We start from the raw sequence: 20973 nt of genomic DNA on the forward strand, positions 1-20973 counted from the left end.
GGTCGCGGTGGAGTGACGTGGGTCACCGGACGGGCTGCTGGGTGGTTACCAAGCTGCCCGCGAGGTGGTCAGGCGGCCGGCCCGCTCTCAAAGACAACCCCGAGCTGCTGATCCGGCCTGGCTGTACCGAAGGACAGGAAGAGGCCGCTCGCAACGTCAACCTCCACGCCTACCGAGGCGATCGAAGCGCAGACAGAATGCAGGACTTCCTGTCATTCCGTACACCGCTCGCCTCGTCGACGTACTGCGTGAGCTGAGGGCTGCTAGTGGATCGGCGTGGTCTGGGCCAACCCGATCCGCCAGCCGTCACCGGTCCTGACCACGACGTAGGTCAACGCTCCCGCCAAGGGCAAGGCGCCCTCCGAGCCCTGCCTGTTGTCGTGGACCGTCTTGACGCAACTGACCAAGGCGACATCGGTTGCCACGGCCCGGATGTCCACGATCTCGACGCTGGTCTGAACGTCCTTGAGCGGCGAGGCAAGCGCAGTACTCATAGCCTCCGCGAACACGTCCCGCCCGAGCAGCCGCCGCCCCGCGATGTTCACGATCGCCATCTGCTCCAGATGAAGCCCAGGCAACACCGCCGCATCACTCTGCGCCCGATCAGCCTCCGCCACCAGTTCCCGGATCGCCCCTTCATCCTCAACGGAGAGGCCCACAGTCGAAGTACCAGTTGAAGTCATGCCCCAACCCTCCAACCTCAAGCCGACTTGAATTCAAGCCGGCTGGTGACCGGAACGACTGTGTCGCGCCGTCGGCTTGTGCTCGTGGGTTCCGGGTGATGATGTCCGCATGCGCCTGAACTGGTCGAACCTCCCGCGGTGGGTCCTGGTCCTGTTCCACGGAGTGCCTTTCGGAATCGTGATGGGGGCCTTCGTCAAGACCGATGGGGAGAGTTGGACTTCGGCCGTTGTGGGTGGGCTCTTCATGGGCGTGTTTTACGGCCTCGCCATGGGGATCTGGGCTTTCAAGCAGCAAGGCGAGACGCAGGCGGCTGGCGGGGACCTCCTAGCCGTCAAGGCGACGGCCGCGTATCGCGCGTCGGCCCGCGGGCTGGTACCTGAGGGTCCAGAAGTCCGCGCGGCCGCGCTCCGGATTGCAACTCAGGACCTGGCTCGCTTCCGTCGACCGGGCATGGCCACTGTCTTAGTGGCGCTCGCGTTGATCTGGAGCGTGGTCGGCAGCGTGACCGCCTCGCCGTGGTACCTACTCCCGGTCGCAGTGTTCGGCTTCGCTCTGTTCAGCCAGTGGTATCGGCCTCGACGGATCCGTCACCGGATCGAACTGCTATCCCATGCACCAAACGTGCACGGCGGAGTTCCGTGGTGAGTAGGCACCCAGTCGTGGATCAGCGTTGCGGGCAAACGGTTGCCGCCCACGCAAATCCACGACTCGGCACCCGCCATCCCAAACCCACCCCGGCGGCGAAAGAGCCGCGGGGGTGGAGGAGTGCGGCTAGCTGATGTGGAAGGGGTCGCCGTAGACCTTCCAGTCGAGGGGGGTGTTGAGGTTGAGGTTGCCGTTGCGGAGGAAGACGCGTTGGGCGGTGTCCACGCGGCTGGTGTCGCTGTGGGCCTCCTCCTGCTTCATCGCCCAGACCCGGGCGTCGAGGAACGCGTTCAGGTAGGTGGTCTCGTTGCCGCCCTGCGACGGCGGCTTGGCCTTCTGGAGGGCGCGCTTGCGGATGCCGCCGAAGCTGACGGAGTCGGTGCCGGGGCCGTGCATCACGATCGCGTCGTAGTACATGAACTGGCCGAGGGTGCCGATGCCGTCGGCCTTGCCCTGGGCAACGGCAGGGTTGAAGTAGACCCGGTCGCGCTCGTCGTTCTGCGCGGTCTTGAAGGCGGTGTCGTTGGCCGCGGTCCTCCAGTCCCTGGTGTAGTTCGGGTCGAGGCCGGCGTGCGAGTCGCTGCCGTCCACGTCGCGCAGGGCCGGCAGGTACTTCGCGAGCACGTTGCCCGGCTTGCGGTTCGCGTAGAGCTGGACCAGGTCGAGCATGTCCCCGGTCCCGGAGCAGAAGCCGATGATGCCGGCGGTGTAGCCGCGGCCGTCGTCGATGTCCTCGATGTACTTGTACTGCGCCTTCCAGTCCAGCGAGGAGTTCTCCGCACTGGACACGATCTGCATCGCGATGTCTTTCTTGGCCGGGTCGTCCAGCCCGGTCGCGGCGAGCTTGTCCTGGTACGGCGTGACCGTGGCGACTTGCGCGTACTGCGCGGCGCCGGGGGTTGCGGCGTCCGGCTGGAGCGGCCGGGCGAACGCGGTCGCCGGGGTGGCGGCGAGGCCGAGTCCGAGCAGGATGCCGGTCAGTCTGGTGACCTTCTGACGGGGGCGGTGGGTCACGATGTTCTCCTCCGAGGGGCGTCGGGAGTTATCTGTTAGGAAGCTTTCCTATCAGACAATCCTTGTGACGACCAGAGATGAGGAGATTTCATTCCGTAGCCGACCGCCGCGGGCGAAGGTGGATCTCCCTCAGGCGAAGACGGTCAGAGCGCCCGGGGAGATGCCGATGTCGACCGGGAGCGGGCCGAGGATCTCGCCGTCCGCGTAGGCGGTGACGCCGGCGGACTCCAGGCGGACCGCGCTGCCGCGCAGCGCGTGCACTGCCGGGTGCCCGACGTGCGTGCCCTTCGACAGTTTCGGGAACAACTGCAGCAGGGTGAGCCGCGAGACCGGCTTGATGATGGTGATGTCGAGCAGCCCGTCGTCGATCTCGGCCCCCGCGCAGATCTGCAGGCCACCCCCGTACGTCGGGCCGGTGCCGACCGCCACGAGCATCGCATCGGTCTCGATCACCTTGCCGTCGACGGTCACGACGTACGACAGGGGGTTGAAGGTGCGCAGTTCCGCCAGCGTGGCGACGGTGTAGCGCGAGTTGCCCTTCGGCCAGTTCATCTCGTTGGCGCGCTTGTTCACCAGGGAGTCGAAGCCACCTGCCACGACGGTGGTGATGTACCGGTCGTTCGCCATCGCGAGGTCGACGGCGCGGGTGTCGCCCTTCACGATCAGGTCGGCCGCTGCCAGCGGATCCTTCAGCGGTACGCCGATGCCGCGGGCGAAGTCGTTCCCCGTACCGGCAGGGATCACCCCGAACGGCATCCCGGACTTCGCCAGCACCTGGGCACCGAGGTGGACCGTGCCGTCACCACCGACCAGAGCGACCCCGTCCGCGCCAGAGGCGACGACTTCGGCGGAGATCCGGCCGACGTCCTCGGCGCAGGTGGTCGCGTACTCGTCGACGGTGAGCCCGGCGGACTCCAGCCTGGCGCGGACCCGCGGGGCGACGCGGGCACCGAGGCCCCGGCCGGAAGTGGGATTCACCACCAGCGCGATCCGGCGGCTCATCTCAGCCGGCCAGGAGTTCGTCGGCCTTGCGGGCCTTCCGCTTGTCGTTGATCTTGGCGATCACCTCGGCGGCGAAGAACAGCAGACACATCGGGATCGCCAGCAGACACATCGTGAACGGGTCACCCGACGGTGTCGCGACCGCGGCGAACACGAAGATCACCAGCACGATGTACGGCCGGAACTTACCCAGCACCGAGGCCGGCACCACGCCCACCATGTTCAGCAGCACCACGACCAGCGGGATCAGGAACGCGATCCCGAACACCAGCATCGTCCGGATCACGAAGTCCAGATACTGCGGCAGCGTGATCAGGTTCTGGATATCCATCGGGGTGAACCCGATCAGGATCTCCAAGCCCTTCGGCAGCGTCCAGTACGCCACCGCCATACCACCCACGAACAGCGGCGTGGCGATCGCGGAGAACAGCATCGCCCACCGGCGCTCGTTGCGGTGCAGACCCGGCGCGATGAACGCCCACAACTGGTACAGCCACACCGGGCTGGCCAGAATCAGACCGAACAACGCCGAGATCTTGATCTTGAACGTCAGCGCGTCACCGACACCGGTGAACGTCAAGATCGGCTTCAGGTTCTGCTCGGCGGCCAACTCCTTGACGCTGGTGTCGAACGGCTTCTGCAACAGGTCGAGCGCCCAGTTGTAGAAGATCCAGCCGACGACCGCGCCCAGCACGATCGCGAGCACACACTTGAGCAACCGGTTGCGCAGCTCGGTGATGTGCTCGCGCAGGGTCATCCGACCCTCTTCGTCCTTCGGCCGGCGCTCTTTCTCTCTCCGCCGTCCGAGCCTCACCATCGTCACAGCTGGCGCGGGTGTCTCAGTTGGCCGTGTGGGTCGGCGGCAAGCCGTCGCCCGGAGCCTGGTTGGGCTGCTGGGCCGGCTGCTGGACCGGAGCCTGGGCCGGCGGCGGGGTCTGCGCCTCCGCCTGCTCGCCCTGGGTCAGCTCGTCGCCCTTCTTGCGACCGGGGCCGACCTCTTCTTCCCAGATCTTCTTCGACTTGCCGAGCTGCCTCACCAGTGCCGGCAGCTTTGCCGACCCGAAGAGCAGCACGACGATCGCGAGGATGACGAGCCACTCCGCGCCCTGGGGCATACCGAGGAGCGTGACCATGACGAACTCCCTTTCACAAACTTCTACTCGTGGCTCAACCGTGAGCGCCGATACTACGCCCGGACCCGCTCGTCCCCGCGGGTCTGTCCGGACCCGGCCTGGGACTGCGCCTGTTCGAGCTTGGACTGGGCGGCGACCAACTCACGCGTCAGTGCCTTGGTCTGGCCCCACAGCTTCAGCCCGAGCAGGGCGAGGACCAGGAGCCACACCGCCACCACACCGAGGAAGAGCAGGAACCAATACATACGGATGAGCCTATCCGGTTCACGGTCGCGGTCCTTCCTCCGCGGGTCGCTGTGGGGACAACGGTGTCGGAACGTGATGGTAAGAACTGGTGTCCGCCGCGCGATCCGCGGCCGGGACACACTGCAGGGACACTGGGCTGACGACATGAAGGGGGCGCCGGGGGATGGAACAGATCTCACTCGACGAACGCAGGGCCAGGATCGGTCGACGGCACCGGCTGGCGCCGTCCTGCCAGGCGCCGGACCCGGTCCAGGCGGCCGCCTCGATGGTCGCGCTGCACGCGACGGATCCGGCCACCGTGCACCTCTCGGTCGCCGCGCGGGTGCCGGGGAGCGAGGTCGCGATCACGGAGCGTGCCCTGTACGACGACCGCACGCTGATCCGGATGCTCGGGATGCGGCGGACGGTGTTCGTCGTACCGACTCCGTTCGCGCCGGTGGTCCAGGCGGCCTGCACCGACGACATCGCCGTCAAGCAGCGCAAACTGCTGGTCAAGCACCTCACCGAGGCGGGTATCGGGGCCGACCCGGACGCCTCCGGCAAGTGGTTGCGAGCCGTCGAGGAATCGACTGCGACCGCACTCACGCTGCGTGGCTCGGCCACCGCCCAGGAGCTGTCCGCGGACGAGCCCCGGCTGCGGAGCCGGCTGGCGATGGCGCCGGGCAAGACGTACGCCGCCCAGCCGTACGTCACCAGTCGGGTGCTCTTCCAGTTGTCGGCCGAGGGGCGGATCGTCCGCGGACGCCCGCTCGGGACGTGGTTGAGCGGACAGCACCAGTGGTCCCCGGTGGAGAACTGGCTGCCGGAGGGACCGGGTGACAAGCCTCCGGCCGAAGAGGCACGGATCTCCCTGGCGCGGGCCTGGCTGGGCACGTTCGGGCCGGGGACCTTGGCGGATCTGCAGTGGTGGAGCGGGTGGACCCTCGGCCAGACGAGAAAGGCGTTGGCCGCGCTCTCCGCGGTCGAGGTGGACCTCGAGGGCGTGGTCGGCTACGTGCTCCCTGGCGACGAGGCCCCTGAGGTCGAGGTGGAGCCGTGGGTCTCGTTCCTGCCTGCGCTCGACCCGACGCCGATGGGGTGGAAGGACCGCGACTGGTACCTCGGCGAGCACAAGTCCCAGCTCTTCGACAACACCGGCAACGTGGGCCCGAGTGTCTGGTGCGACGGCCGGATCGTCGGCGGCTGGGGGCAGCCCGAGACCGGCGAGGTCCGCTACAAGCTGCTGGAGGATGTCGGCTCCGAAACAGTCGCCGCGATCGAGGCCGAAGCCGCTCGCTGGACCTCCTGGCTGGCCGGCGTCCGCGTCACCCCACGCTTCCGCGCACCCCTCGAGAAGTCCCTCTCGAAGCCGTGAAAGCCCCACTCAAGCTGGCCACGCGCTGTCGAAGGCGGGACAGTCGAGAGCCGGGATCAGAGCTGGTCGTCGTAGGCGGCGAGGGCCTCGCGGGCCGTGCCTGCGATCTGCCGGCCCAGGTCTGGCGGATCCAAGACCGTGGCGGAACCGCCGAGGCGCAGTACCAGGCGCTGGAGCCAACCAGTGTCGGCGACTCGAAGCTTCACGATGAGCGAGTTGTCGGGACCTTCTTCGACAGACTCCGTGGGGTAGTACTCGGCCACCCAGCGGGCCGGCGGCGCCAGCTGAACCGTCGCCAGTAGGTCACACTCGGACGGCTGGAACATGCCGTTCGAGAGGTCGCGCGGGGTCGCCTGCGGCGGTGGCTCGCTCGGGAGCTCCAGGAGCTTCGCGGCGGCGATCCGATCCAGCCGGAAGAGCCGGACGTCCTCGGCCAGGCGGCACCACGCCTCGAGGTAGGTGCGCCCCTCCGACACCACCAGCCGCATCGGGTCCACGTCCCGCTCGGTGGTCTCGTCCCGCGACGGTACGTCGTACGTGAGGTGCAGGCGGAGCTTCCCGGCCAGGGCGCGGTTGACCGTGTCCGCGATCTCCGGCGCGGCCGGCTCCACGTGGACGTGCGCCGCTGTGCCCTCGCTGGCCGCGGCCCCCTCCCCCGCTGCCGCTTCGAGCTTGGCGATCGCGCGGTCGACGGCATCCCGGTCGTGGCCGGCAGTGACCTCGCGGAGGGTTCGCAGTGCGGTGAGCAGTGCGAGCGCCTCGTCGGCCGCGAGCCGCAGCGGCCGGGCCAGGTAGTCGGCGTTGTTCAGGTGGATGACGCCCTCGCCCTCGGCGGCGTCGATGTCAATCTCGATCAGATCGCCCATCTGCGCGCCGGGCAGGCCGCAGAACCAGAGCACCTTCAGGTCCGCGATGATCTGCTTCGGCCGCACGCCGAACTCCGCGGCGACGTCATCCACCCGGGCACCGTCGTTCTCCCGCAGGTAAGGCACCAGCGCGAGCAGCCGCTGGACCTGATCCCGCGCGTTGCTCATGCGGGCACCCCTGCGACCGTCCGCAGCCGCCGCAGTACGCCGTCGAGTACGTCGCCCGGGCCTTCGACCACCGCATCCGGGCCGTACGACGCGATCTCCTCCGCGAGCACGCCGGAGTCGGCGTACGGGACGTGCAGGAGGTCCCAGCCGTCCTCGTACGGCTCGATCGCGTTCGCTCGGCGGCGCAGGCTGACGCACGAACCGGTCCGGGCCCGGACCTTCGCCTCGGAGGTCGGCCGCGGCGGCGCGAGCTCGGACACCAGCGAGCGGATGTCGGTCCCCTCGGGCACGGTGAACGCGCCCGGCTCGCCGATGGTCTTCACGTTCCCGCCGATCCGGGACATCCGGAACATCCGGGTCGCCTCACGGTCGCGATCGCGGCCCACGACGTACCAGCGGCCGTGCCAGGAGACGATGCCCCACGGCTCGAGCGTGCGGGTGGTCGACTCGGAGTAACCGCTGCGGGTGTGCTCGAAGCGGACGGCGGTCCGGCTCACCACGGCCGACCAGAGCGGGTCGAAGGCGGGCTCGGAGGCGCCGACGTGCGGCTCGATCGCGCTCAACGCGGACTGGTCGGTCTGGATGCCGGCGGCCTTCAGCTTCAGCACGGCCGACGTGGTCGCCTCGGCCAGGCTGGCGTGCTGCCAGACCCTCGCGGCGACACCGAGCACCGCCGCCTCGTCCGGCTCCAGGTGCACCTCGGGAAGTTCGAACACGTCCCGGCGGATCCGGTAGCCGACGTCGTCGGAGAAGAACTTGTCGATGGTACCCATCTCGATCGGGATGCCGAGGTCGCGCAACTCGTCCTTGTCGCGCTCGAACATCTTCTCGAAGGCGTCGTCGGTCTGCCCGGCGTAGCCCTCGACCACCTCGCGGATCCGCTCCTTGGTCACGTACGTGCGCGCGACCAGCAGGCAGATCACCAAATTGAGCAGCCGCTCACTCTTCCGCGCCGACACCCGACCACCTTACGGGGTCCACGGTCCTACTTCGTACCCCCGCGCCGAACAGGTGTTCTAACGGCGGAAACCACTAGGGTCGCGGGTGTGATGCGGTGGCGTGAGGGGTTTGTGAGCGAGCTCGGCCGGGCTTGGGCCGGGGCTCAGGAGTTGACGGTGGACGTCGGGGGCCGGGCTGTGCGGTCGCTGGCCTATCCGGACCTGGTGGGGTCCCCGGTCGTGGGTGATCGGGTCCTGCTCAACGTGGGCGCACTCGATCGTGGTCTCGGGACCGGTGGATATGCCCTGGTCGTGGCGATCCCCGACCGGCTTCCGGAGGACCCGCCTGAGACCGGACACCTGGTGAAGGCCCGCTACACGCCGTTGCAGTCGATGGTGCTCGGTGCGGACGAGCAGGACTCGCCGGACCACGCAGTACTGCGAGACGCCGACGACCTCTTCGGTACTCCGGTAGTGGTCGCTGACCTGCACTCGGCGCTGCCCGCAGTACTGGCTGGGGTGTTCGAGGCACGGCCCGGCACTCGGGTCGTCTATGTGATGACGGACGGCGGGGCGTTGCCGCTGGCTTTCTCCCGCACTGTGCCCGCACTGCGTGATGCCGGCTGGCTTGGTGGCACAGTGACGGTCGGGCAGGCGTACGGCGGCGACCGGGAGGCCGTGACGGTCCACACCGGCCTGCTGACGGCCGTCCACGTACTGGCCGCCGAACTCGTCGTGCTGACGCAGGGGCCGGGCAACCTCGGCACTGGCACTCGCTGGGGCTTCTCCGGCGTCCAGTCGGGTGAGGCCGTGAACGCCATCAGCACCCTCGGCGGACGAGCAGTGGCGTCCCTGCGGATCTCCGAGGCGGATCCGCGCCCACGACACCGCGGCATCTCGCACCACAGCCTCACGGCGTACGGGCGGGTCGCCCTGCAGCCGGCGGACGTCGTCGTACCGGATCTGGCCGGTGACTTCGGCGACGCGGTCCGCGACGCGGCCGAGCCGCTCAAGGCCCGGCACCGGGTCGTCCGCGTCGGCATCGACGGCCTGTACGACGCCCTGCGGGACGCCCCGGTCAAGCTGTCGACGATGGGCCGCGACCTCGACAGCGACCGCGCGTACTTCGAGGCAGCCGCCGCGGCGGGACGCCACGCGGCCGGTCTGGTGGACGTACCACCACCGGGATCGGGGTCCCAGTACTCCTGATCTGACGGCGTTTCCGGCCGAGAGTTGGAGCATGGCAACCAACCTCAGCATCCACGACACAGCCGCCCCGGGGCCGCCGGTCACCGCGCGGGCCTCGGCCGGCATGTGGTTCCTCGCCGTGGGCGCCGGAGTGGCCGAGTCCGTCCTCGGCGTGATCGGAGTGCTGTCGTCCGGCGACATCCCCTGGGCCGCTCTAGTCGCCCAGATCGCGCTCCGGACCATCGTGTACGGCGGTCTGTTCGTCGTGATCGACAAGTTCTTCCGGCAAGGGCGCAACTGGTCCCGCACGCTGCTGACCGTGGCGCTTGGGGTGGTCGGGATGGCGACGCTGGTCGCCGGGCCGATCGGGTGGCTCGCCGGTGACCGCGACTTTGGCGCGCTGGACCTCGATGCCGGGTTCTTCGCGTTCGCGGTGATCCGGAGCGTGCATGTGATGGCCGTGATCGCCGCTGTCGTGCTGATGTACCAGCCCGAGTCCAACCGCTGGTTCCGCCGGCCCTGAAATGCACCGCGGCCCGGTCCCCCCACTCGGGAGACCGGGCCGCGGTGATGACTACTATCTGACTACTGGCCCTGCTGCTTCGGCGCCGGGAAGGCGTTCAGGACGTCGATGACGGCGAAGGCCGTAGTGACCTTGCCCTTGTCGTCCTTGGCGGGGGGCAGCTCGACCAGGACGCGGCTGCCGATCGGCATACCGGCCAGGCCGTCCAGGGCACCTGCCTGGCCGTTCGGGCCCGGGCCGACCTGGAGCTGGTCGGTCGGCGCACCCGGCTGGGCCGGAGCGGACGCCGACGCGGGCTGGCCGTCCCAGGTGCTGGCCTGCTTCTTGCCGGCGTAGTCGTAGACCACGTAGCGGCCGATGAGCTGGCTGCCCTTCTCGATCGGCTTGCCCTTGCCCAGCGCGATGATGACGGGCTTACCCGGCTTCGCGGGGGCCTTGGTGCCGGCCGGAACCGTCACCTTCGGCTCGGCGTTCAGCTCGCCGGTGACCTTGAACTTGGTCGGCGCGGAGGCGACCGGCTCAGCGTCCAGCTTGGTGTCGTTGGCGGCGGCGCCGACCAGGTCGACGACGAAGATCAGCGTGTCGTCACCCTTGATGCCGGCCTGCTCGTTGCCCTGCTCCTTGTAGCCCTTGTCGGACGGGATCGACATCACCACGCGGCTGCCGATCTTCTTGCCGACCAGCGCCTCGTCCCAGCCGGCGATGACGCCGCCGACACCGATCGGGAACGACGACGGCGCGCCCCGGTCGTAGGAGTTGTCGAACACCTTGCCGTCACGCCAGATCTGGCCGAGGTAGTTCGCGGTGAGCAGCTCGCCCTTCTTCACCTCGGGACCGTCGCCCTCCTTGAGCACCTCGGTCACCAGGGCCTTGTCGGGCTCCCCGTCGCGGTGGGTGACGGTGGGCTTCTTGCCGAAGTCCTCGGTCACCTTGATCCCGGCCTTGCCGAAGTCGCCTCCGGAGTTGGAATCCTCGGAGCCGCAGGCGGCCAGGGTTGCCCCCAGCGCCACCACCGCGACCAGACTCAACAGCTTGCGCACGAAAAGAGCACCTCAAAATCTCACGGCGCGACCTGGTCTCAGCGGCCCGCCTCGATATACGGCCAGATGAACGCGCCCACCCTAGCCTGCGCGGACAAGCACGACGCCAGCCACCTCAGTCACCGTTCGGTCACGTCACGCAGCGTCGTTGGGGCTCCCGACTGTGGACTCCACGGGCCCTGCAGACTCAGAAACCGACGGCGTTGTGTGGAGCGGTGTCCAGTCGCAGCATGCCACCCAGACGCGAGACAGCGCCAGGCCTGTGCTCGCCGATTCGCCCAGCTGCGAGCAGATCCCCCGGCGAAACGCCTCCCAGATAAAGCGATCCGAGCTCAGTCGTCGACAGGCTGACGTCCACCTGCGCGGCCGGCGCCGCAGTACAGGTTGCTCCGTCAGGTCCGGCCTCCAGGTGCCAGCGGCCCGCGTTCCACTCGCACAGGTCGTCGGTCACCTCCAGCACAAGCGACCCCGGTACGGCGTACGCGCGTGCCTCTAGTGCGGCGACTACGTCGAGGATGCGAAGCCAGAGGTTGTCCCTCGTGCGAGTGACGCGCATCGCGCGCTGGTTGGCGAGCATCCAACGCAGTGGCTCGACGACCGGGCGCCTCGCCGCCACGACCCGGTTGGTGAGGTCGAAGTCGGTCAGCAGACTCCACAGGGCCCGGTATGCGTTCAGGTTGAGGGCCTCGAACGCCTCCACCTGCAGGGCTCCCGCAAGTGCCGGGTCCGGGGACCACGGCAGGCGGAAGATCGCGGCGCCGTCGACAACACCGTTGGCGTCTCGATGCACCAAGTGTCTGGCCGGGCCGGAGCCGTCGCGTGGCAGGGCGTTCGCCTCGAGGCCGTCCCACTTGCCCGGCAGCGGGCTGATCTCACCGACCCGCCGAGCGCGGACCTGCTCGTGCAGGACCGGCCACACCTCGGCTGCTGTCGGGCCATCGACCAGGTCGAGCTCGCCGGAATCCTGGACGGGCTCGCGGAACTTTGCCTCGGTGCGCTGGAGTTCCCAGCGTTCCTGGAAGGTGGCGGGCGAGAATCCGTACCGGCCGTAGATGCTTCCTTCACTGGCGCTAAGCCCGACAACGAACTCGCCGTGCTCGCGGCAGTCGGTCAGCATCGCGGTCATGATGCCGCGGAGCAGACCCTTGCGGCGGTGAGTGGCCATCACGGCGGTCGAGGTCACGCCGCCCATCGGGACCTGGCGCAACCCGGGGATGGTTACTTCCACGGACACGATGGCCGACGCGCCCACGAGCTTGCCGTCGACGAAAGCCGCCTGAGGGCGGAACCAGTCGCTGCGGACCTCCTCGGCGTACCGATCGAGGTCCTCGTCGGACGCGGGAGCGGGCTGCGGCGGCCAGGCCGCGTGACCGGCGTACCAGGCGGAGGGCCGGGGTTCCTCCTGCGGCAACCCGTTCACGTACGGCAGGACGCGCAGGTAGTCGCGGATCTCGCTCTCGGTCACCGGTCTGAACTCGATCGCCATGGCCGCAGTTCTACCGGTCGCGCGCGATCCCCGCACCAGGTTTCAGGCTGGACCGAAACCTGGAGCGGGGAAGCCTCACATGCTGGCGATGAGCTTCTCGACGCGCTCGTCGTGGGACTTGAACGGGTCCTTGCAGAGCACGGTGCGCTGGGCCTGGTCGTTCAGCTTCAGGTGCACCCAGTCGACGGTGAAGTCGCGGCGGCGCTCCTGCGCACGCTTTATGAACTCGCCGCGCAGCCGGGCGCGGGTCGTCTGCGGCGGCACCGACTTCGCCTCGAACACCCGCAGGTCGTCGACCACCCGGGTGACGGCGCCCTTGCGCTCGAGCAGGTAGTACAGCCCGCGCGGGCGGTGGATGTCGTGGTACGCCAGGTCGAGCTGGGCCACCCGGGGGCTGGCCAGGCCGAGGTTGTTCTGCTGGCGGTAGCGCTCGATCAGCCGGTACTTGATCACCCAGTCGATCTCGCGCTCGATCCCGGACAGGTCGCCGGACTCGATCGCCTTCAGGGTCCGCTCCCACAGCGACAGCGCACGTTCGACGGCCGGCGTCCCGAGCTCGCGGCGGTCGACGAAGTCGCGGGCCTTGTTCAGGTACTCACCCTGGATGTCCAGGGCGCTCGCCTCGCGGCCGTTCGCCAGCCGCACCTCGCGGCGTCCGGTCATGTCGTGGCTGATCTCGCGGATCGCCCGGATCGGATTGTCCAGGGTCAGGTCGCGCATCACGATGCCGGCCTCGATCATCCGCAGCACCAGGTCCGTGCTGGCCACCTTCAGCAGCATGGTGGTCTCGGACATGTTCGAGTCGCCGACGATCACGTGCAGCCGGCGGAACCGCTCGGCGTCCGCGTGCGGTTCGTCGCGGGTGTTGATGATCGGCCGGGACCGCGTCGTCGCGCTGGAGACGCCTTCCCAGATGTGCTCGGCGCGCTGGCTCACGGAGTACACGGCGCCGCGGGGCGTCTGCAGCACCTTGCCGGCGCCGCAGATCAGCTGCCGGGTGACCAGAAACGGGATCAGCACGTCGGCAAGCTTGGCGAAGTCGCCGTGTCGGCTGACCAGGTAGTTCTCGTGGCAACCGTAGGAGTTGCCGGCCGAGTCGGTGTTGTTCTTGAACAGGTAGACGTCGCCGAAGATGCCTTCGTCGTGCAGCCGCTTCTGCGCGTCGACGAGCAGCCCTTCGAGGATCCGCTCGCCCGCCTTGTCATGCGCGATCAGGTCGGTGACCGAGTCGCACTCGCCGGTCGCGTACTCCGGATGGGAGCCCACGTCGAGGTAAAGCCGGGCCCCGTTGCGGAGGAAGACGTTGCTGCTCCGCCCCCAGGACACGACGCGCCGAAACAGGTATCGCGCCACCTCATCGGGGGTCAGTCGGCGCTGACCGCGAAAAGTGCAGGTGACGCCGTACTCGTTCTCCAGACCGAAGATTCGCCGGTTCACATCACCCACCCTACGGCGCGCTTCCGACATCCGGGCCAGATGGCAGGCGCGCCGTCATCGCTTCGTTGCCCGGATCCCGCGCCGCAACATTTCTTCAACCGTTCGCATCGAGGTCGGAGGAGGCGGAGAACCCGGCCTCCTCAGGCAACGAAGGGGAGCAGCATGACGAGCAGTCGAAAGACGATCTGGGGCACGTCAAGCTTGCTCGGCGCGGCAAGGGCGACGTAGTACCGGGCACTGTGCAGCAGACCAAGGTGGGCGGTAGCTGGGTCGGCTTCCGGTACTTCGAGGAGTTCAGGTACTTCGCCGGCAGAACCTTGTCGCGGGACAACACCTACGCACTGCAGTCGGACCAACTCAGCCGGTGGACAGTCAGCCCGACCGCCTGGCTCAACCGCCAGAGCTACGCCGGCTTCGCGAGGGCTGTAGCTCCGGGCTGTCAGAGGTCGACCAGGTCGAGGAGCTGACCCAGTTCCTTGCCTTCGAGCTCGCGGACCTCGCCGGTGTGCAGGTTGCCGCGGCGGACCGGGCCGATCGCAGTACGAGTGAGGCGCTTGACCGGGTGGCCGATCGCGTCGAACATCCGGCGGACGATCCGGTTGCGGCCCTCGTGCAGGGTGATCTGGACCAGCGTGCGGCCCTTGATGCTGGAGATCTCCCGGACGGTGTCCGCCTGCGCCGTTCCGTCCTCGAGGTCTACCCCGTCGAGCAGCTTCCGCAGTACGAAGGGCTTCACGTTGCCGTCGACCTCGGCGACGTACGTCTTGGAGACCTCGTACGACGGGTGGGCCAGGCGATGCGCGAACTCGCCGTGGTTCGTGAGCAGGAGCAGACCCTCGGTGTCGGTGTCGAGGCGTCCGATGTGGAAGAGCCGCTCGGGGCGGTCCTGGACGTAGTCGGCCACACACGGCCGGCCCTGCGGATCGGACATGGTCGTCACGACGCCGCGCGGCTTGTTCAGGACGAGGTAGACGAGCGCGGTGATCGGTGGGATCCGCTCGCCGTCGACGCGGATCACCGAGACCGCCGGGTCGACCCGGGTACCGAACTCGGTGACGACCTGGCCGTCGACCTCGACCCGGCGCTGCTCGATCAGCAGCTCGGCCGACCGCCGGCTGGCGATCCCCGCCTGCGCCAGCGCCTTCTGCAGCCGGATCCCGCCCTCACCGTCAGCCATCGCTTCTCTCTACCCGCTCGCTCGCCGTACCCGTACCTTCATCATCCGCCGCCACCCCAACGGTGCCGTCCTCGCCCTCGACAACCTCGGGGATCTCGGCGAGATCAACCTCCTCGTCGACCCCCACCTCCCCGGCCGCCTCGAGCTCCTCCGCCGGCTCCAACTCCTCCTCCGCGGACTCAGGTTCCTCGGCGGGCTCCAGCTCCTCCTCCACGGGCTCGGATTCCTCCGTGTTCTCGGAGTCGCTGCCGGACTCGACCTCGTCGGACGGGTCGAGGTGCTCGGGGGTGTGTTCGAGGTACAGATCGGAGGGCTCGTCGGTGCTCAGATCGCCGTCGATCCCCGTGTCGCTCTCCTCGCCGGCCGCGTCCTCGGTGGTCAGCAGGACCTCGGGATCGGCTGACACCGCGCCGATGTCGGAGGTCACCGCCTCGCCGTCGTCCGGCGTCGCGTCCGCCTCGGCCTCCGGTACGTCGGCCACCGGTACCGCGTCCGCAGTACCGGCATCGTCCGCCGCACCAGCGTCATCCGCGGCATCGGCGTCGTCCACAGGACGAGCGTTGTCCGCGGTGCCGGCGTCGTCCGCGGCAGCATCGGCGGGCTCGGGCATCAGCGGCTGCTGGCTCGGCGTTTCGGCGGGCTCGTCGGAGGTGGCGGGTGGGGCTGCGTCGGCGGCTGCTTGGGCGGCTAGTTCCTCTTCCATGTCGTCCATCTCCGGGAGGTACGGGGCGAGCTCCGGCAGGTCGTCCAGGCTCTGCATACCCATGCGCTCCAGGAAGTACGAGGTCGTTCGGTACAGAATCGCCTGGGACTCCGTGTCCGCGCCCGCCTCCTCGACCAGACCGCGGCTGATCAGCGTCCGCATCACGCCGTCGACGTTGACACCACGGATCGCGGAGACCCGCGCCCGGCTGACCGGCTGCTTGTACGCGACCACCGCCAGCGTCTCCAGCGCCGCCTGCGTGAGCCGCGCCTGCTGACCGTCCAGCACGAACCTTTCCACGTACTGCGCGGCGTCGTCGCGCGTGTAGTACCGCCAGCCGCCGCCGACCTCACGCAGGTCGAACCCACGCCCCTGCTCGGTGTACTCCTCCGAAAGCCCGGTCAGCGCCGCCGACACATCCGGCGTCGGCCGCCCGACGCTCCGAGCGAGCGTCAACACCGGCAACGGCTCATCCGTCACCATCAGAATCGCCTCGAGCGCACGCCGCATGGTGTCGTCATCAATGACAACCTCATCCCCCACCGGCAACTCCGCCTGCCCAGGCTCCCCCTCCTCCACGGACGACTCCACGTCGGCGGGCCTCTCCGCGGACGGCTCCCCCGCGTCGGCAGGCTCCTCGCCGTACGGCTCCTCGGCGCCAGCATCTGGTTCCTCCGCCTCGGCGGAAAGCTGGTCTGTGTCGGTGGGTGCCTCGGCGGACCGTTCGTCGTCAGCTGCCGGGCTTGGGTCTACGGGGTGTTCGGTGGTGGTGACGGAGTCCAGGGCGTCGGCCGTGGCGGAGTCGGCCGGGGACTGCTCGTTGTCCTGGAGATCGGTCGGGGTCTGGTTCTCGGTCACTGCTCCACCGTCTCGTTGTCCGCCATCTCAGGCCGGCCTGTCTCTTGCTGCGCCGCATCGCCTTCCGCGGCCGGCTCCGGGCCCGGTTCCGGAATTGGTTCGGTGAGTTCTTCGCCGGGCTCGAGGAAGTCCGTCTCGTCCGAGACGACCGGCGCCTCGCCTTCCTCGCCGTCGGGCTCAGGGACCTCGTCGAACTCGTCGCCGACCTCGATTTCACCTTCGTCGGCCCCGGTCCAGCGGATCGTCAGCTCACCCAGCGGCGTCACCTGGTCGAACGCGACCGCCGCCTCCCGGAACAACTCCAGCAAAGCGAGGAACCGGCACACCGTCGTCACAGTGTCCGGCGAGTCCGCGATCAGAGCGCGGAACGTCGTACTGCGTTGTCTGCGCAGGCGGTCGACGACGACCAGGGCCTGCTCGCGGACGGTGACCGTCGGGGCGTGCAGGTGGGCGAGCGAGACCCCCTCCGGCACGTTCGCCTTCGGCGCCAGAGCGCGAGCGGCCAGCGCGGCGAGTCCGGCCGGATCCACCCCGAGCAGAACCTCGGGCAGCAGATCCGCGAACCGCGGCTCCATCCCGACCGCGCGCGGGAACCGCTTGGCCTCCTCTGCCATCCGCTGCTGCATCAACGCCGCGATCTGCTTGAACGCGCGGTACTGCAGCAGCCGCGCGAACAGCAGGTCCCGGGCCTCGAGCAGCGCCAGATCCTCGGCGTCCTCGACGTCGCCCTGCGGCAGCAGCCGGGCCGCCTTGAGGTCCAGCAGGGTCGCCGCGATCAGCAGGAATTCGGAGGTCTGGTCCAGGTCCCACTCCGACCCCAACGCCTTGATGTGCGCGATGAAGTCGTCGGTGACCTGGGACAGCGCGATCTCGGTGATGTCCAACTTGTGCTTGCTGATCAGTTGCAGCAGCAGGTCGAACGGGCCCTCGAAGTTGACCAGGTGAACGCTGAAGCCCTTGCTCTCGGTCGCCACCGGCGACTGCGGGTCAGCGGCGCCCGGCAGGTCGATCGGCAGATCCGAGGTCGGGGCATCGCTCATGGCGAGCTCACTCCGCGGCCCGGAGCCGCTGCACCAGGACGGAGTCCGGCCCGTGGTCGACGAAGTCGGCCAGCAGCACGTCGATCGCCTCGCGGACGATCCGGCCGCGGTCCGCGGTCAGGCCGTGCTCGGCCCGCAGCGCGAGTCTCGTCTGTTCCAGTCCGAGCAGCTCTTCCTCCGTCACGTACACGGTGATCTTCGTGTCGTGGCGGATCCGTCCACTGGACTTGCGGTCCTCGACGACGGCCGTGCGCGACCGCCCGTTGGTACCGGGCCGGTCGGCGCTCAGCGCCGATCCTTCAGTGGCTGTGTGCTTCTCGGGTCTGGTCTGCTTCGGTGCCGCACCCCCGAACAGCTCGCTGGCACCTGGCAGGCTCACCCGGCGGGACAACGCGCCAGCACCTCCTTGGCAAGGTCGCGGTACTGGGTAGCCGCTTGGGACGATGGCGCGTACGTCGTGATCGGCTCGCCGACGACCGTGGTCTCGGGGAACTTGACGGTACGCCGGATGACGGTGTGGAAGACGCGCTCGTCGAAGGCCTGGACGACCCGGTCGAGCACCTCCCGGGCGTGCGTGGTGCGCCCGTCGAACATGGTGCCGAGGATGCCGACGATCTCCAGCTTCGGGTTCAGCCGGTCCTGCACCTTGCCGATCGTGTCGGTCAGCATCGCCAGGCCGCGCAGCGCGAAGAACTCGCACTCCAGCGGTACGACGATGCCGTTCGACGCGGTCAGGGCGTTCACGGTCAGCAGGCCGAGCGACGGCGCGCAGTCGATCAGGATCACGTCGTACAGCGGGATGATCGGCTCCAGCACCCGCTGCAGCGTGTACTCGCGGGCGACCTCCTGGACCAGCTGGACCTCGGCCGCGGACAGGTCGATGTTGGCGGGCAGCAGGTCGAGGTTCTCCACCCGGGTCGCCTGGATCACCTCGGCGGGCGTGATGTCGCGCTGCATCAGCAGGTTGTAGACCGACAGCTCGAGGTCGTGCGGCTGGACGCCCAGGCCGATCGAGGCCGAGCCCTGCGGGTCGAAGTCGATCAGCAGCACCTTGCGCCCGGTCTCGGCGATCGCGGCGCCCAGGTTGATGGTCGTCGTGGTCTTGCCGACGCCACCCTTCTGGTTGCACATGGCGATCACCTGGGCCGGCCCACGACGCGTGGGCGGCTTCACCTCCGGCAGATCGGGAAGCGGCCGTCCGGTCGGCCCGATCTTGTTCCTCGGGCCGTGCGGGTCATTCACAGGCGCGATGTCCTCCGCGGTCAGCTTGGCCGTCGGCCTCGGCATCTCCGCATAGTTGCTGGGTGGGGTGACGGCCCGTGCTGGTGCGGGGGCAGTCGGGGGCGTGGCGGGCGCCGTTTCAGGTGTCGACGACATCGGTTCCGTCGACGACGACAGGTGCTGGGTGCCCGGGAATGTCGACTCGTTCATGACTCGTCAAACCTTTCAACCGATACGGGCGATCCCAGCGACTGTAAGCGTGCATTCAAGCACTCTCAACCAGCCACTCCGCAGCGGGGTCGGGTGGTTTGTGGTCGGCGTTCCGGACGGGGCCGATCACCCCGCCGGAGTGACCGACCGTGATGGAATGATCGCACACAGCACCCATAGCGCGGCCCCCGGGGTCCGGCGTGTCACCGGTAGAACCGGCCTCAGTGATCCTCCAGCCAGTCGAGCACCAGCGGAAGGAACATCCCGGGAGCCGCATGGTGCACGTCATGACCGACCCCGGGCACCTCGACGAACCGGCCCCGCGGGATCGCCTCGGCAAGTTCGCGGACCACCGGCGCCGGGCAGTGCTGGTCGTCGGCGCCGACGACCAGCAGCGAGGGACAGCTGATCCCGGCAGCCTGTGAGCGGCTGATGTCGCCGCCGGACTCGACGATCGTCCGCAATGCTCCAGCCCAGCTCTTGGCCATCGCCCGGGCGTTCTCGGGCCCGTACGCCTCCGCGAGGTAGGCAGCCAACGGCAGCAGCAGCGGAGTCGGCTCGTCCAGCAGGCGCTCCAGCGGACCGAAGCCGTCGGCCGGCGCGATCACCTGGCCCGCGGCTCCCCAAGTGACCACCGACAGCGCACGGGCCGGCTCAAGAGCCGCCATCAGCAAAGCCGTCTCACCCCCATCACTGAAGCCGACGAGGTGAGCCGACCCGATGCCGAGGTGGTCGAGCAAGGCCAGGAACGTGCGAGCGTCGTCGGCATAGAAGTCGGCCGTGTAGGACCGGGGCTGAGGCTGCGAACGACCGCAGCCCGGCAGATCCGCGGCGACCACCCGGAAGCCGGTGGCGAGCTCTCCGCGCAGACGATCCAGGTCGGTGATGCTCCCCGCCCACCCGGGCAGCAGCAGGACGGCGTCGCCTCGGCCGTGGTCCTCGTAATAGAGGCCCTGGAGAAAGGGCATGCCTCACACCATCGCAGGCTCGGTACGCCGGGTGCGTGCGACGAGCCGGTCGTAGCTGGAGAACGAGCCCAGGATCACCCAGGCGAGCACCACTCCCCGCTTCATCAGCCACGGGAGCACAGTAACTAGCTGGACAGCGCTCGCGGGTGAGAAGTCGCGTAGACCTCGCGGAGTTTGTCGACCGTCACCAATGTGTAGACCTGGGTGGTGGTGACAGAGGCGTGGCCGAGGAGTTCCTGGACCACGCGGACGTCGGCTCCCCCGTCCAGCAGGTGAGTGGCGAACGAGTGGCGCAACGTATGCGGCGAGATCTCCTTGGCGACCCCCGCACGCTCGGCGGCGCGTCGCAGTACCGTCCAGGCGCTCTGCCGCGACAGACGTCCGCCGCGAGCGTTGAGGAAGAGAGCCGGAGTACCGCGCCCGCGGCCGACGAGGTCGGGCCGGCCCCGGACCTGGTACGCCGAGAGCGCGTCGCGAGCGTAGGAGCCGACGGGCACGACTCTTTCCTTGCTGCCCTTACCGCGGAGCAGGACCGTCCCCGTCTCCAGGTCGACCTCGTCCACGTCCAGCCCGACAGCCTCGGAGATCCGCGCGCCCGTGCCGTAGAGGAACTCCAGCAGCGCGGCATCCCGTGTTGCCAGTACTGCGGGCTCCGCCTCGGCACCGGCCGCCGCCGACAGGATCCTGGTCACCTCGTCCACGGAAAGGGCCTTCGGCAAGCGTTGCGGCGGCGCGGGTGGTTTCACCGCGGCCGCGGGATCGACCGCGGTCAGGCCTTCGCGCAGCAGGAACTTGTGGAACCCACGTACGGCGACCACCGTGCGTCCCGCGCTCGACGCGGTCAGTGGCGGGTGGTCCGTATCCCCTTCGCGCAAGCGCATGAGGAAGTCGCTCACCACGGCCTCGGAGATCCGGCCGAGGCTCTGGATGTCCGCCTCGGCCAGGAAGGCGTCGTACCGGCGCAGGTCGCGGCGGTACGACGCCAAGGTGTTGGCGGCCAGCCCTCGCTCGACCGTGAGGTGGTCGAGGTACGAGCTGACCGCCCGACCAATCTCACTCATATATACCGGTC

General features: G+C 68.8%; 23 protein-coding genes. 5 read left to right on the top strand and 18 right to left on the bottom strand.

Annotated elements, in window-relative coordinates; genetic code table 11:
• Nucleotides 1-263: 263 nt before the first annotated feature.
• Nucleotides 264-683, bottom strand: a complete 420-nt coding sequence (locus ACFPJ1_RS12235) for an SgcJ/EcaC family oxidoreductase (RefSeq protein WP_380103689.1) — start codon at nt 681-683, stop codon at nt 264-266.
• A gap of 109 nt (nt 684-792) precedes the next feature.
• Here ACFPJ1_RS12235 and ACFPJ1_RS12240 point away from each other — a divergent pair, with 109 nt between their 5' ends.
• Nucleotides 793-1329, top strand: coding sequence for a hypothetical protein (locus ACFPJ1_RS12240; RefSeq protein WP_380103691.1), 537 nt, complete (start codon nt 793-795; stop codon nt 1327-1329).
• A 126-nt stretch (nt 1330-1455) separates the two neighbouring features.
• On the opposite strand, the gene ACFPJ1_RS12245 is transcribed toward ACFPJ1_RS12240, so the two are convergent.
• The 5 genes from ACFPJ1_RS12245 to ACFPJ1_RS12265 form a co-directional block, all read right to left on the bottom strand.
• Entirely contained in the window at nt 1456-2343 is an 888-nt protein-coding gene (locus ACFPJ1_RS12245; protein ID WP_380103692.1) for a chitosanase, read from the bottom strand.
• Between the two features lie 129 nt (nt 2344-2472).
• The gene (locus tag ACFPJ1_RS12250) at nt 2473-3345 is read right to left on the bottom strand and encodes a diacylglycerol/lipid kinase family protein (protein ID WP_380103693.1); all 873 of its coding nucleotides are present in this window, start codon (nt 3343-3345) and stop codon (nt 2473-2475) included.
• Between the two features lies 1 nt (nt 3346).
• A complete protein-coding gene (gene tatC / locus ACFPJ1_RS12255) occupies nt 3347-4102 on the bottom strand; it encodes a twin-arginine translocase subunit TatC (protein ID WP_380103694.1) in 756 nt (251 codons plus the stop codon).
• A gap of 82 nt (nt 4103-4184) precedes the next feature.
• Nucleotides 4185-4478 carry a twin-arginine translocase TatA/TatE family subunit gene (locus ACFPJ1_RS12260; RefSeq protein ID WP_380103695.1) on the bottom strand — a complete coding sequence of 98 codons (294 nt, stop codon included), beginning with the start codon at nt 4476-4478 and terminating at the stop codon, nt 4185-4187.
• A gap of 53 nt (nt 4479-4531) precedes the next feature.
• Nucleotides 4532-4723: a hypothetical protein gene (locus ACFPJ1_RS12265; RefSeq protein ID WP_380103696.1), complete on the bottom strand. Its 192-nt coding sequence runs from the start codon at nt 4721-4723 to the stop codon at nt 4532-4534.
• A 164-nt stretch (nt 4724-4887) separates the two neighbouring features.
• On the opposite strand from ACFPJ1_RS12265, the gene ACFPJ1_RS12270 reads away from it, so the two are divergent.
• On the top strand, nt 4888-6078 hold the full coding sequence (locus ACFPJ1_RS12270) for a winged helix DNA-binding domain-containing protein (protein WP_380103697.1): 1191 nt from the start codon (nt 4888-4890) through the stop codon (nt 6076-6078).
• A gap of 56 nt (nt 6079-6134) precedes the next feature.
• On the opposite strand, the gene ACFPJ1_RS12275 is transcribed toward ACFPJ1_RS12270, so the two are convergent.
• Complete coding sequence (locus tag ACFPJ1_RS12275) at nt 6135-7112, bottom strand: helix-turn-helix transcriptional regulator (RefSeq protein ID WP_380103698.1); 978 nt, start codon at nt 7110-7112, stop codon at nt 6135-6137.
• Nucleotides 7109-8071, bottom strand: coding sequence for a helix-turn-helix transcriptional regulator (locus ACFPJ1_RS12280; RefSeq protein ID WP_380103699.1), 963 nt, complete (start codon nt 8069-8071; stop codon nt 7109-7111). Before ACFPJ1_RS12280 ends, ACFPJ1_RS12275 begins: the two co-directional genes overlap by 4 nt.
• Before the next feature lie 90 nt (nt 8072-8161).
• On the opposite strand from ACFPJ1_RS12280, the gene ACFPJ1_RS12285 reads away from it, so the two are divergent.
• Nucleotides 8162-9259: a DUF3866 family protein gene (locus ACFPJ1_RS12285; protein ID WP_380103759.1), complete on the top strand. Its 1098-nt coding sequence runs from the start codon at nt 8162-8164 to the stop codon at nt 9257-9259.
• Nucleotides 9260-9290: 31 nt separating this feature from the next.
• Nucleotides 9291-9761 carry a hypothetical protein gene (locus ACFPJ1_RS12290; protein WP_380103700.1) on the top strand — a complete coding sequence of 157 codons (471 nt, stop codon included), beginning with the start codon at nt 9291-9293 and terminating at the stop codon, nt 9759-9761.
• Between the two features lie 62 nt (nt 9762-9823).
• On the opposite strand, the gene ACFPJ1_RS12295 is transcribed toward ACFPJ1_RS12290, so the two are convergent.
• The 3 genes from ACFPJ1_RS12295 to pafA all read right to left on the bottom strand — a co-directional run bounded on the left by ACFPJ1_RS12295 (nt 9824) and on the right by pafA (nt 13724).
• On the bottom strand, nt 9824-10801 hold the full coding sequence (locus tag ACFPJ1_RS12295; protein WP_380103701.1) for an FKBP-type peptidyl-prolyl cis-trans isomerase: 978 nt from the start codon (nt 10799-10801) through the stop codon (nt 9824-9826).
• A gap of 187 nt (nt 10802-10988) precedes the next feature.
• A complete protein-coding gene (locus tag ACFPJ1_RS12300; RefSeq protein WP_380103702.1) occupies nt 10989-12287 on the bottom strand; it encodes a GNAT family N-acetyltransferase in 1299 nt (432 codons plus the stop codon).
• Between the two features lie 75 nt (nt 12288-12362).
• On the bottom strand, nt 12363-13724 hold the full coding sequence (pafA, locus tag ACFPJ1_RS12305) for a Pup--protein ligase (protein WP_132191035.1): 1362 nt from the start codon (nt 13722-13724) through the stop codon (nt 12363-12365).
• 65 nt (nt 13725-13789) lie between these two features.
• Here pafA and ACFPJ1_RS12310 point away from each other — a divergent pair, with 65 nt between their 5' ends.
• On the top strand, nt 13790-14191 hold the full coding sequence (locus ACFPJ1_RS12310; protein WP_380103703.1) for a hypothetical protein: 402 nt from the start codon (nt 13790-13792) through the stop codon (nt 14189-14191).
• Here the strand turns inward: ACFPJ1_RS12310 and ACFPJ1_RS12315 are convergent.
• The 7 genes from ACFPJ1_RS12315 to xerD all read right to left on the bottom strand — a co-directional run bounded on the left by ACFPJ1_RS12315 (nt 14164) and on the right by xerD (nt 20962).
• The gene (locus ACFPJ1_RS12315) at nt 14164-14901 is read right to left on the bottom strand and encodes a pseudouridine synthase (protein WP_380103705.1); all 738 of its coding nucleotides are present in this window, start codon (nt 14899-14901) and stop codon (nt 14164-14166) included. The genes ACFPJ1_RS12310 and ACFPJ1_RS12315 overlap by 28 nt on opposite strands.
• Entirely contained in the window at nt 14894-16462 is a 1569-nt protein-coding gene (gene scpB / locus ACFPJ1_RS12320; protein WP_380103707.1) for an SMC-Scp complex subunit ScpB, read from the bottom strand. The genes ACFPJ1_RS12315 and scpB overlap by 8 nt, the downstream gene beginning before the upstream one ends.
• Entirely contained in the window at nt 16459-17502 is a 1044-nt protein-coding gene (locus ACFPJ1_RS12325; protein ID WP_380103708.1) for a segregation and condensation protein A, read from the bottom strand. The genes scpB and ACFPJ1_RS12325 overlap by 4 nt, the downstream gene beginning before the upstream one ends.
• Nucleotides 17503-17509: 7 nt before the next feature.
• On the bottom strand, nt 17510-17881 hold the full coding sequence (locus ACFPJ1_RS12330; protein WP_380103709.1) for a hypothetical protein: 372 nt from the start codon (nt 17879-17881) through the stop codon (nt 17510-17512).
• Nucleotides 17878-18933: a ParA family protein gene (locus tag ACFPJ1_RS12335; RefSeq protein WP_305000053.1), complete on the bottom strand. Its 1056-nt coding sequence runs from the start codon at nt 18931-18933 to the stop codon at nt 17878-17880. Before ACFPJ1_RS12335 ends, ACFPJ1_RS12330 begins: the two co-directional genes overlap by 4 nt.
• A gap of 221 nt (nt 18934-19154) precedes the next feature.
• Nucleotides 19155-19901, bottom strand: coding sequence for an alpha/beta fold hydrolase (locus tag ACFPJ1_RS12340; protein WP_380103710.1), 747 nt, complete (start codon nt 19899-19901; stop codon nt 19155-19157).
• A gap of 125 nt (nt 19902-20026) precedes the next feature.
• Nucleotides 20027-20962: a site-specific tyrosine recombinase XerD gene (gene xerD / locus ACFPJ1_RS12345; protein ID WP_380103711.1), complete on the bottom strand. Its 936-nt coding sequence runs from the start codon at nt 20960-20962 to the stop codon at nt 20027-20029.
• Nucleotides 20963-20973 lie beyond the last annotated feature (11 nt).

The sequence above is a fragment of the Kribbella qitaiheensis genome, assembly GCF_042657745.1.
Taxonomy (GTDB): Bacteria; Actinomycetota; Actinomycetes; order Propionibacteriales; family Kribbellaceae; genus Kribbella; species Kribbella qitaiheensis.

What these genes read in the sequence shown, in the direction of transcription:
- ACFPJ1_RS12240 (WP_380103691.1), top strand. Translation starts at nt 793, where the DNA reads ATGCGCCTGAACTGGTCGAACCTCCCGCGGTGGGTCCTGGTCCTGTTC.
- ACFPJ1_RS12285 (WP_380103759.1), top strand. Translation starts at nt 8,162, where the DNA reads ATGCGGTGGCGTGAGGGGTTTGTGAGCGAGCTCGGCCGGGCTTGGGCC.
- ACFPJ1_RS12335 (WP_305000053.1), bottom strand. Translation starts at nt 18,933, where the DNA reads ATGAACGAGTCGACATTCCCGGGCACCCAGCACCTGTCGTCGTCGACG.
- ACFPJ1_RS12275 (WP_380103698.1), bottom strand. Translation starts at nt 7,112, where the DNA reads ATGAGCAACGCGCGGGATCAGGTCCAGCGGCTGCTCGCGCTGGTGCCT.
- ACFPJ1_RS12250 (WP_380103693.1), bottom strand. Translation starts at nt 3,345, where the DNA reads ATGAGCCGCCGGATCGCGCTGGTGGTGAATCCCACTTCCGGCCGGGGC.
- ACFPJ1_RS12340 (WP_380103710.1), bottom strand. Translation starts at nt 19,901, where the DNA reads ATGCCCTTTCTCCAGGGCCTCTATTACGAGGACCACGGCCGAGGCGAC.
- ACFPJ1_RS12260 (WP_380103695.1), bottom strand. Translation starts at nt 4,478, where the DNA reads ATGGTCACGCTCCTCGGTATGCCCCAGGGCGCGGAGTGGCTCGTCATC.
- ACFPJ1_RS12290 (WP_380103700.1), top strand. Translation starts at nt 9,291, where the DNA reads ATGGCAACCAACCTCAGCATCCACGACACAGCCGCCCCGGGGCCGCCG.
- ACFPJ1_RS12235 (WP_380103689.1), bottom strand. Translation starts at nt 683, where the DNA reads ATGACTTCAACTGGTACTTCGACTGTGGGCCTCTCCGTTGAGGATGAA.
- ACFPJ1_RS12265 (WP_380103696.1), bottom strand. Translation starts at nt 4,723, where the DNA reads ATGTATTGGTTCCTGCTCTTCCTCGGTGTGGTGGCGGTGTGGCTCCTG.
- ACFPJ1_RS12300 (WP_380103702.1), bottom strand. Translation starts at nt 12,287, where the DNA reads ATGGCGATCGAGTTCAGACCGGTGACCGAGAGCGAGATCCGCGACTAC.
- ACFPJ1_RS12270 (WP_380103697.1), top strand. Translation starts at nt 4,888, where the DNA reads ATGGAACAGATCTCACTCGACGAACGCAGGGCCAGGATCGGTCGACGG.
- ACFPJ1_RS12325 (WP_380103708.1), bottom strand. Translation starts at nt 17,502, where the DNA reads ATGAGCGATGCCCCGACCTCGGATCTGCCGATCGACCTGCCGGGCGCC.
- tatC (WP_380103694.1), bottom strand. Translation starts at nt 4,102, where the DNA reads ATGACCCTGCGCGAGCACATCACCGAGCTGCGCAACCGGTTGCTCAAG.
- xerD (WP_380103711.1), bottom strand. Translation starts at nt 20,962, where the DNA reads ATGAGTGAGATTGGTCGGGCGGTCAGCTCGTACCTCGACCACCTCACG.
- ACFPJ1_RS12315 (WP_380103705.1), bottom strand. Translation starts at nt 14,901, where the DNA reads ATGGCTGACGGTGAGGGCGGGATCCGGCTGCAGAAGGCGCTGGCGCAG.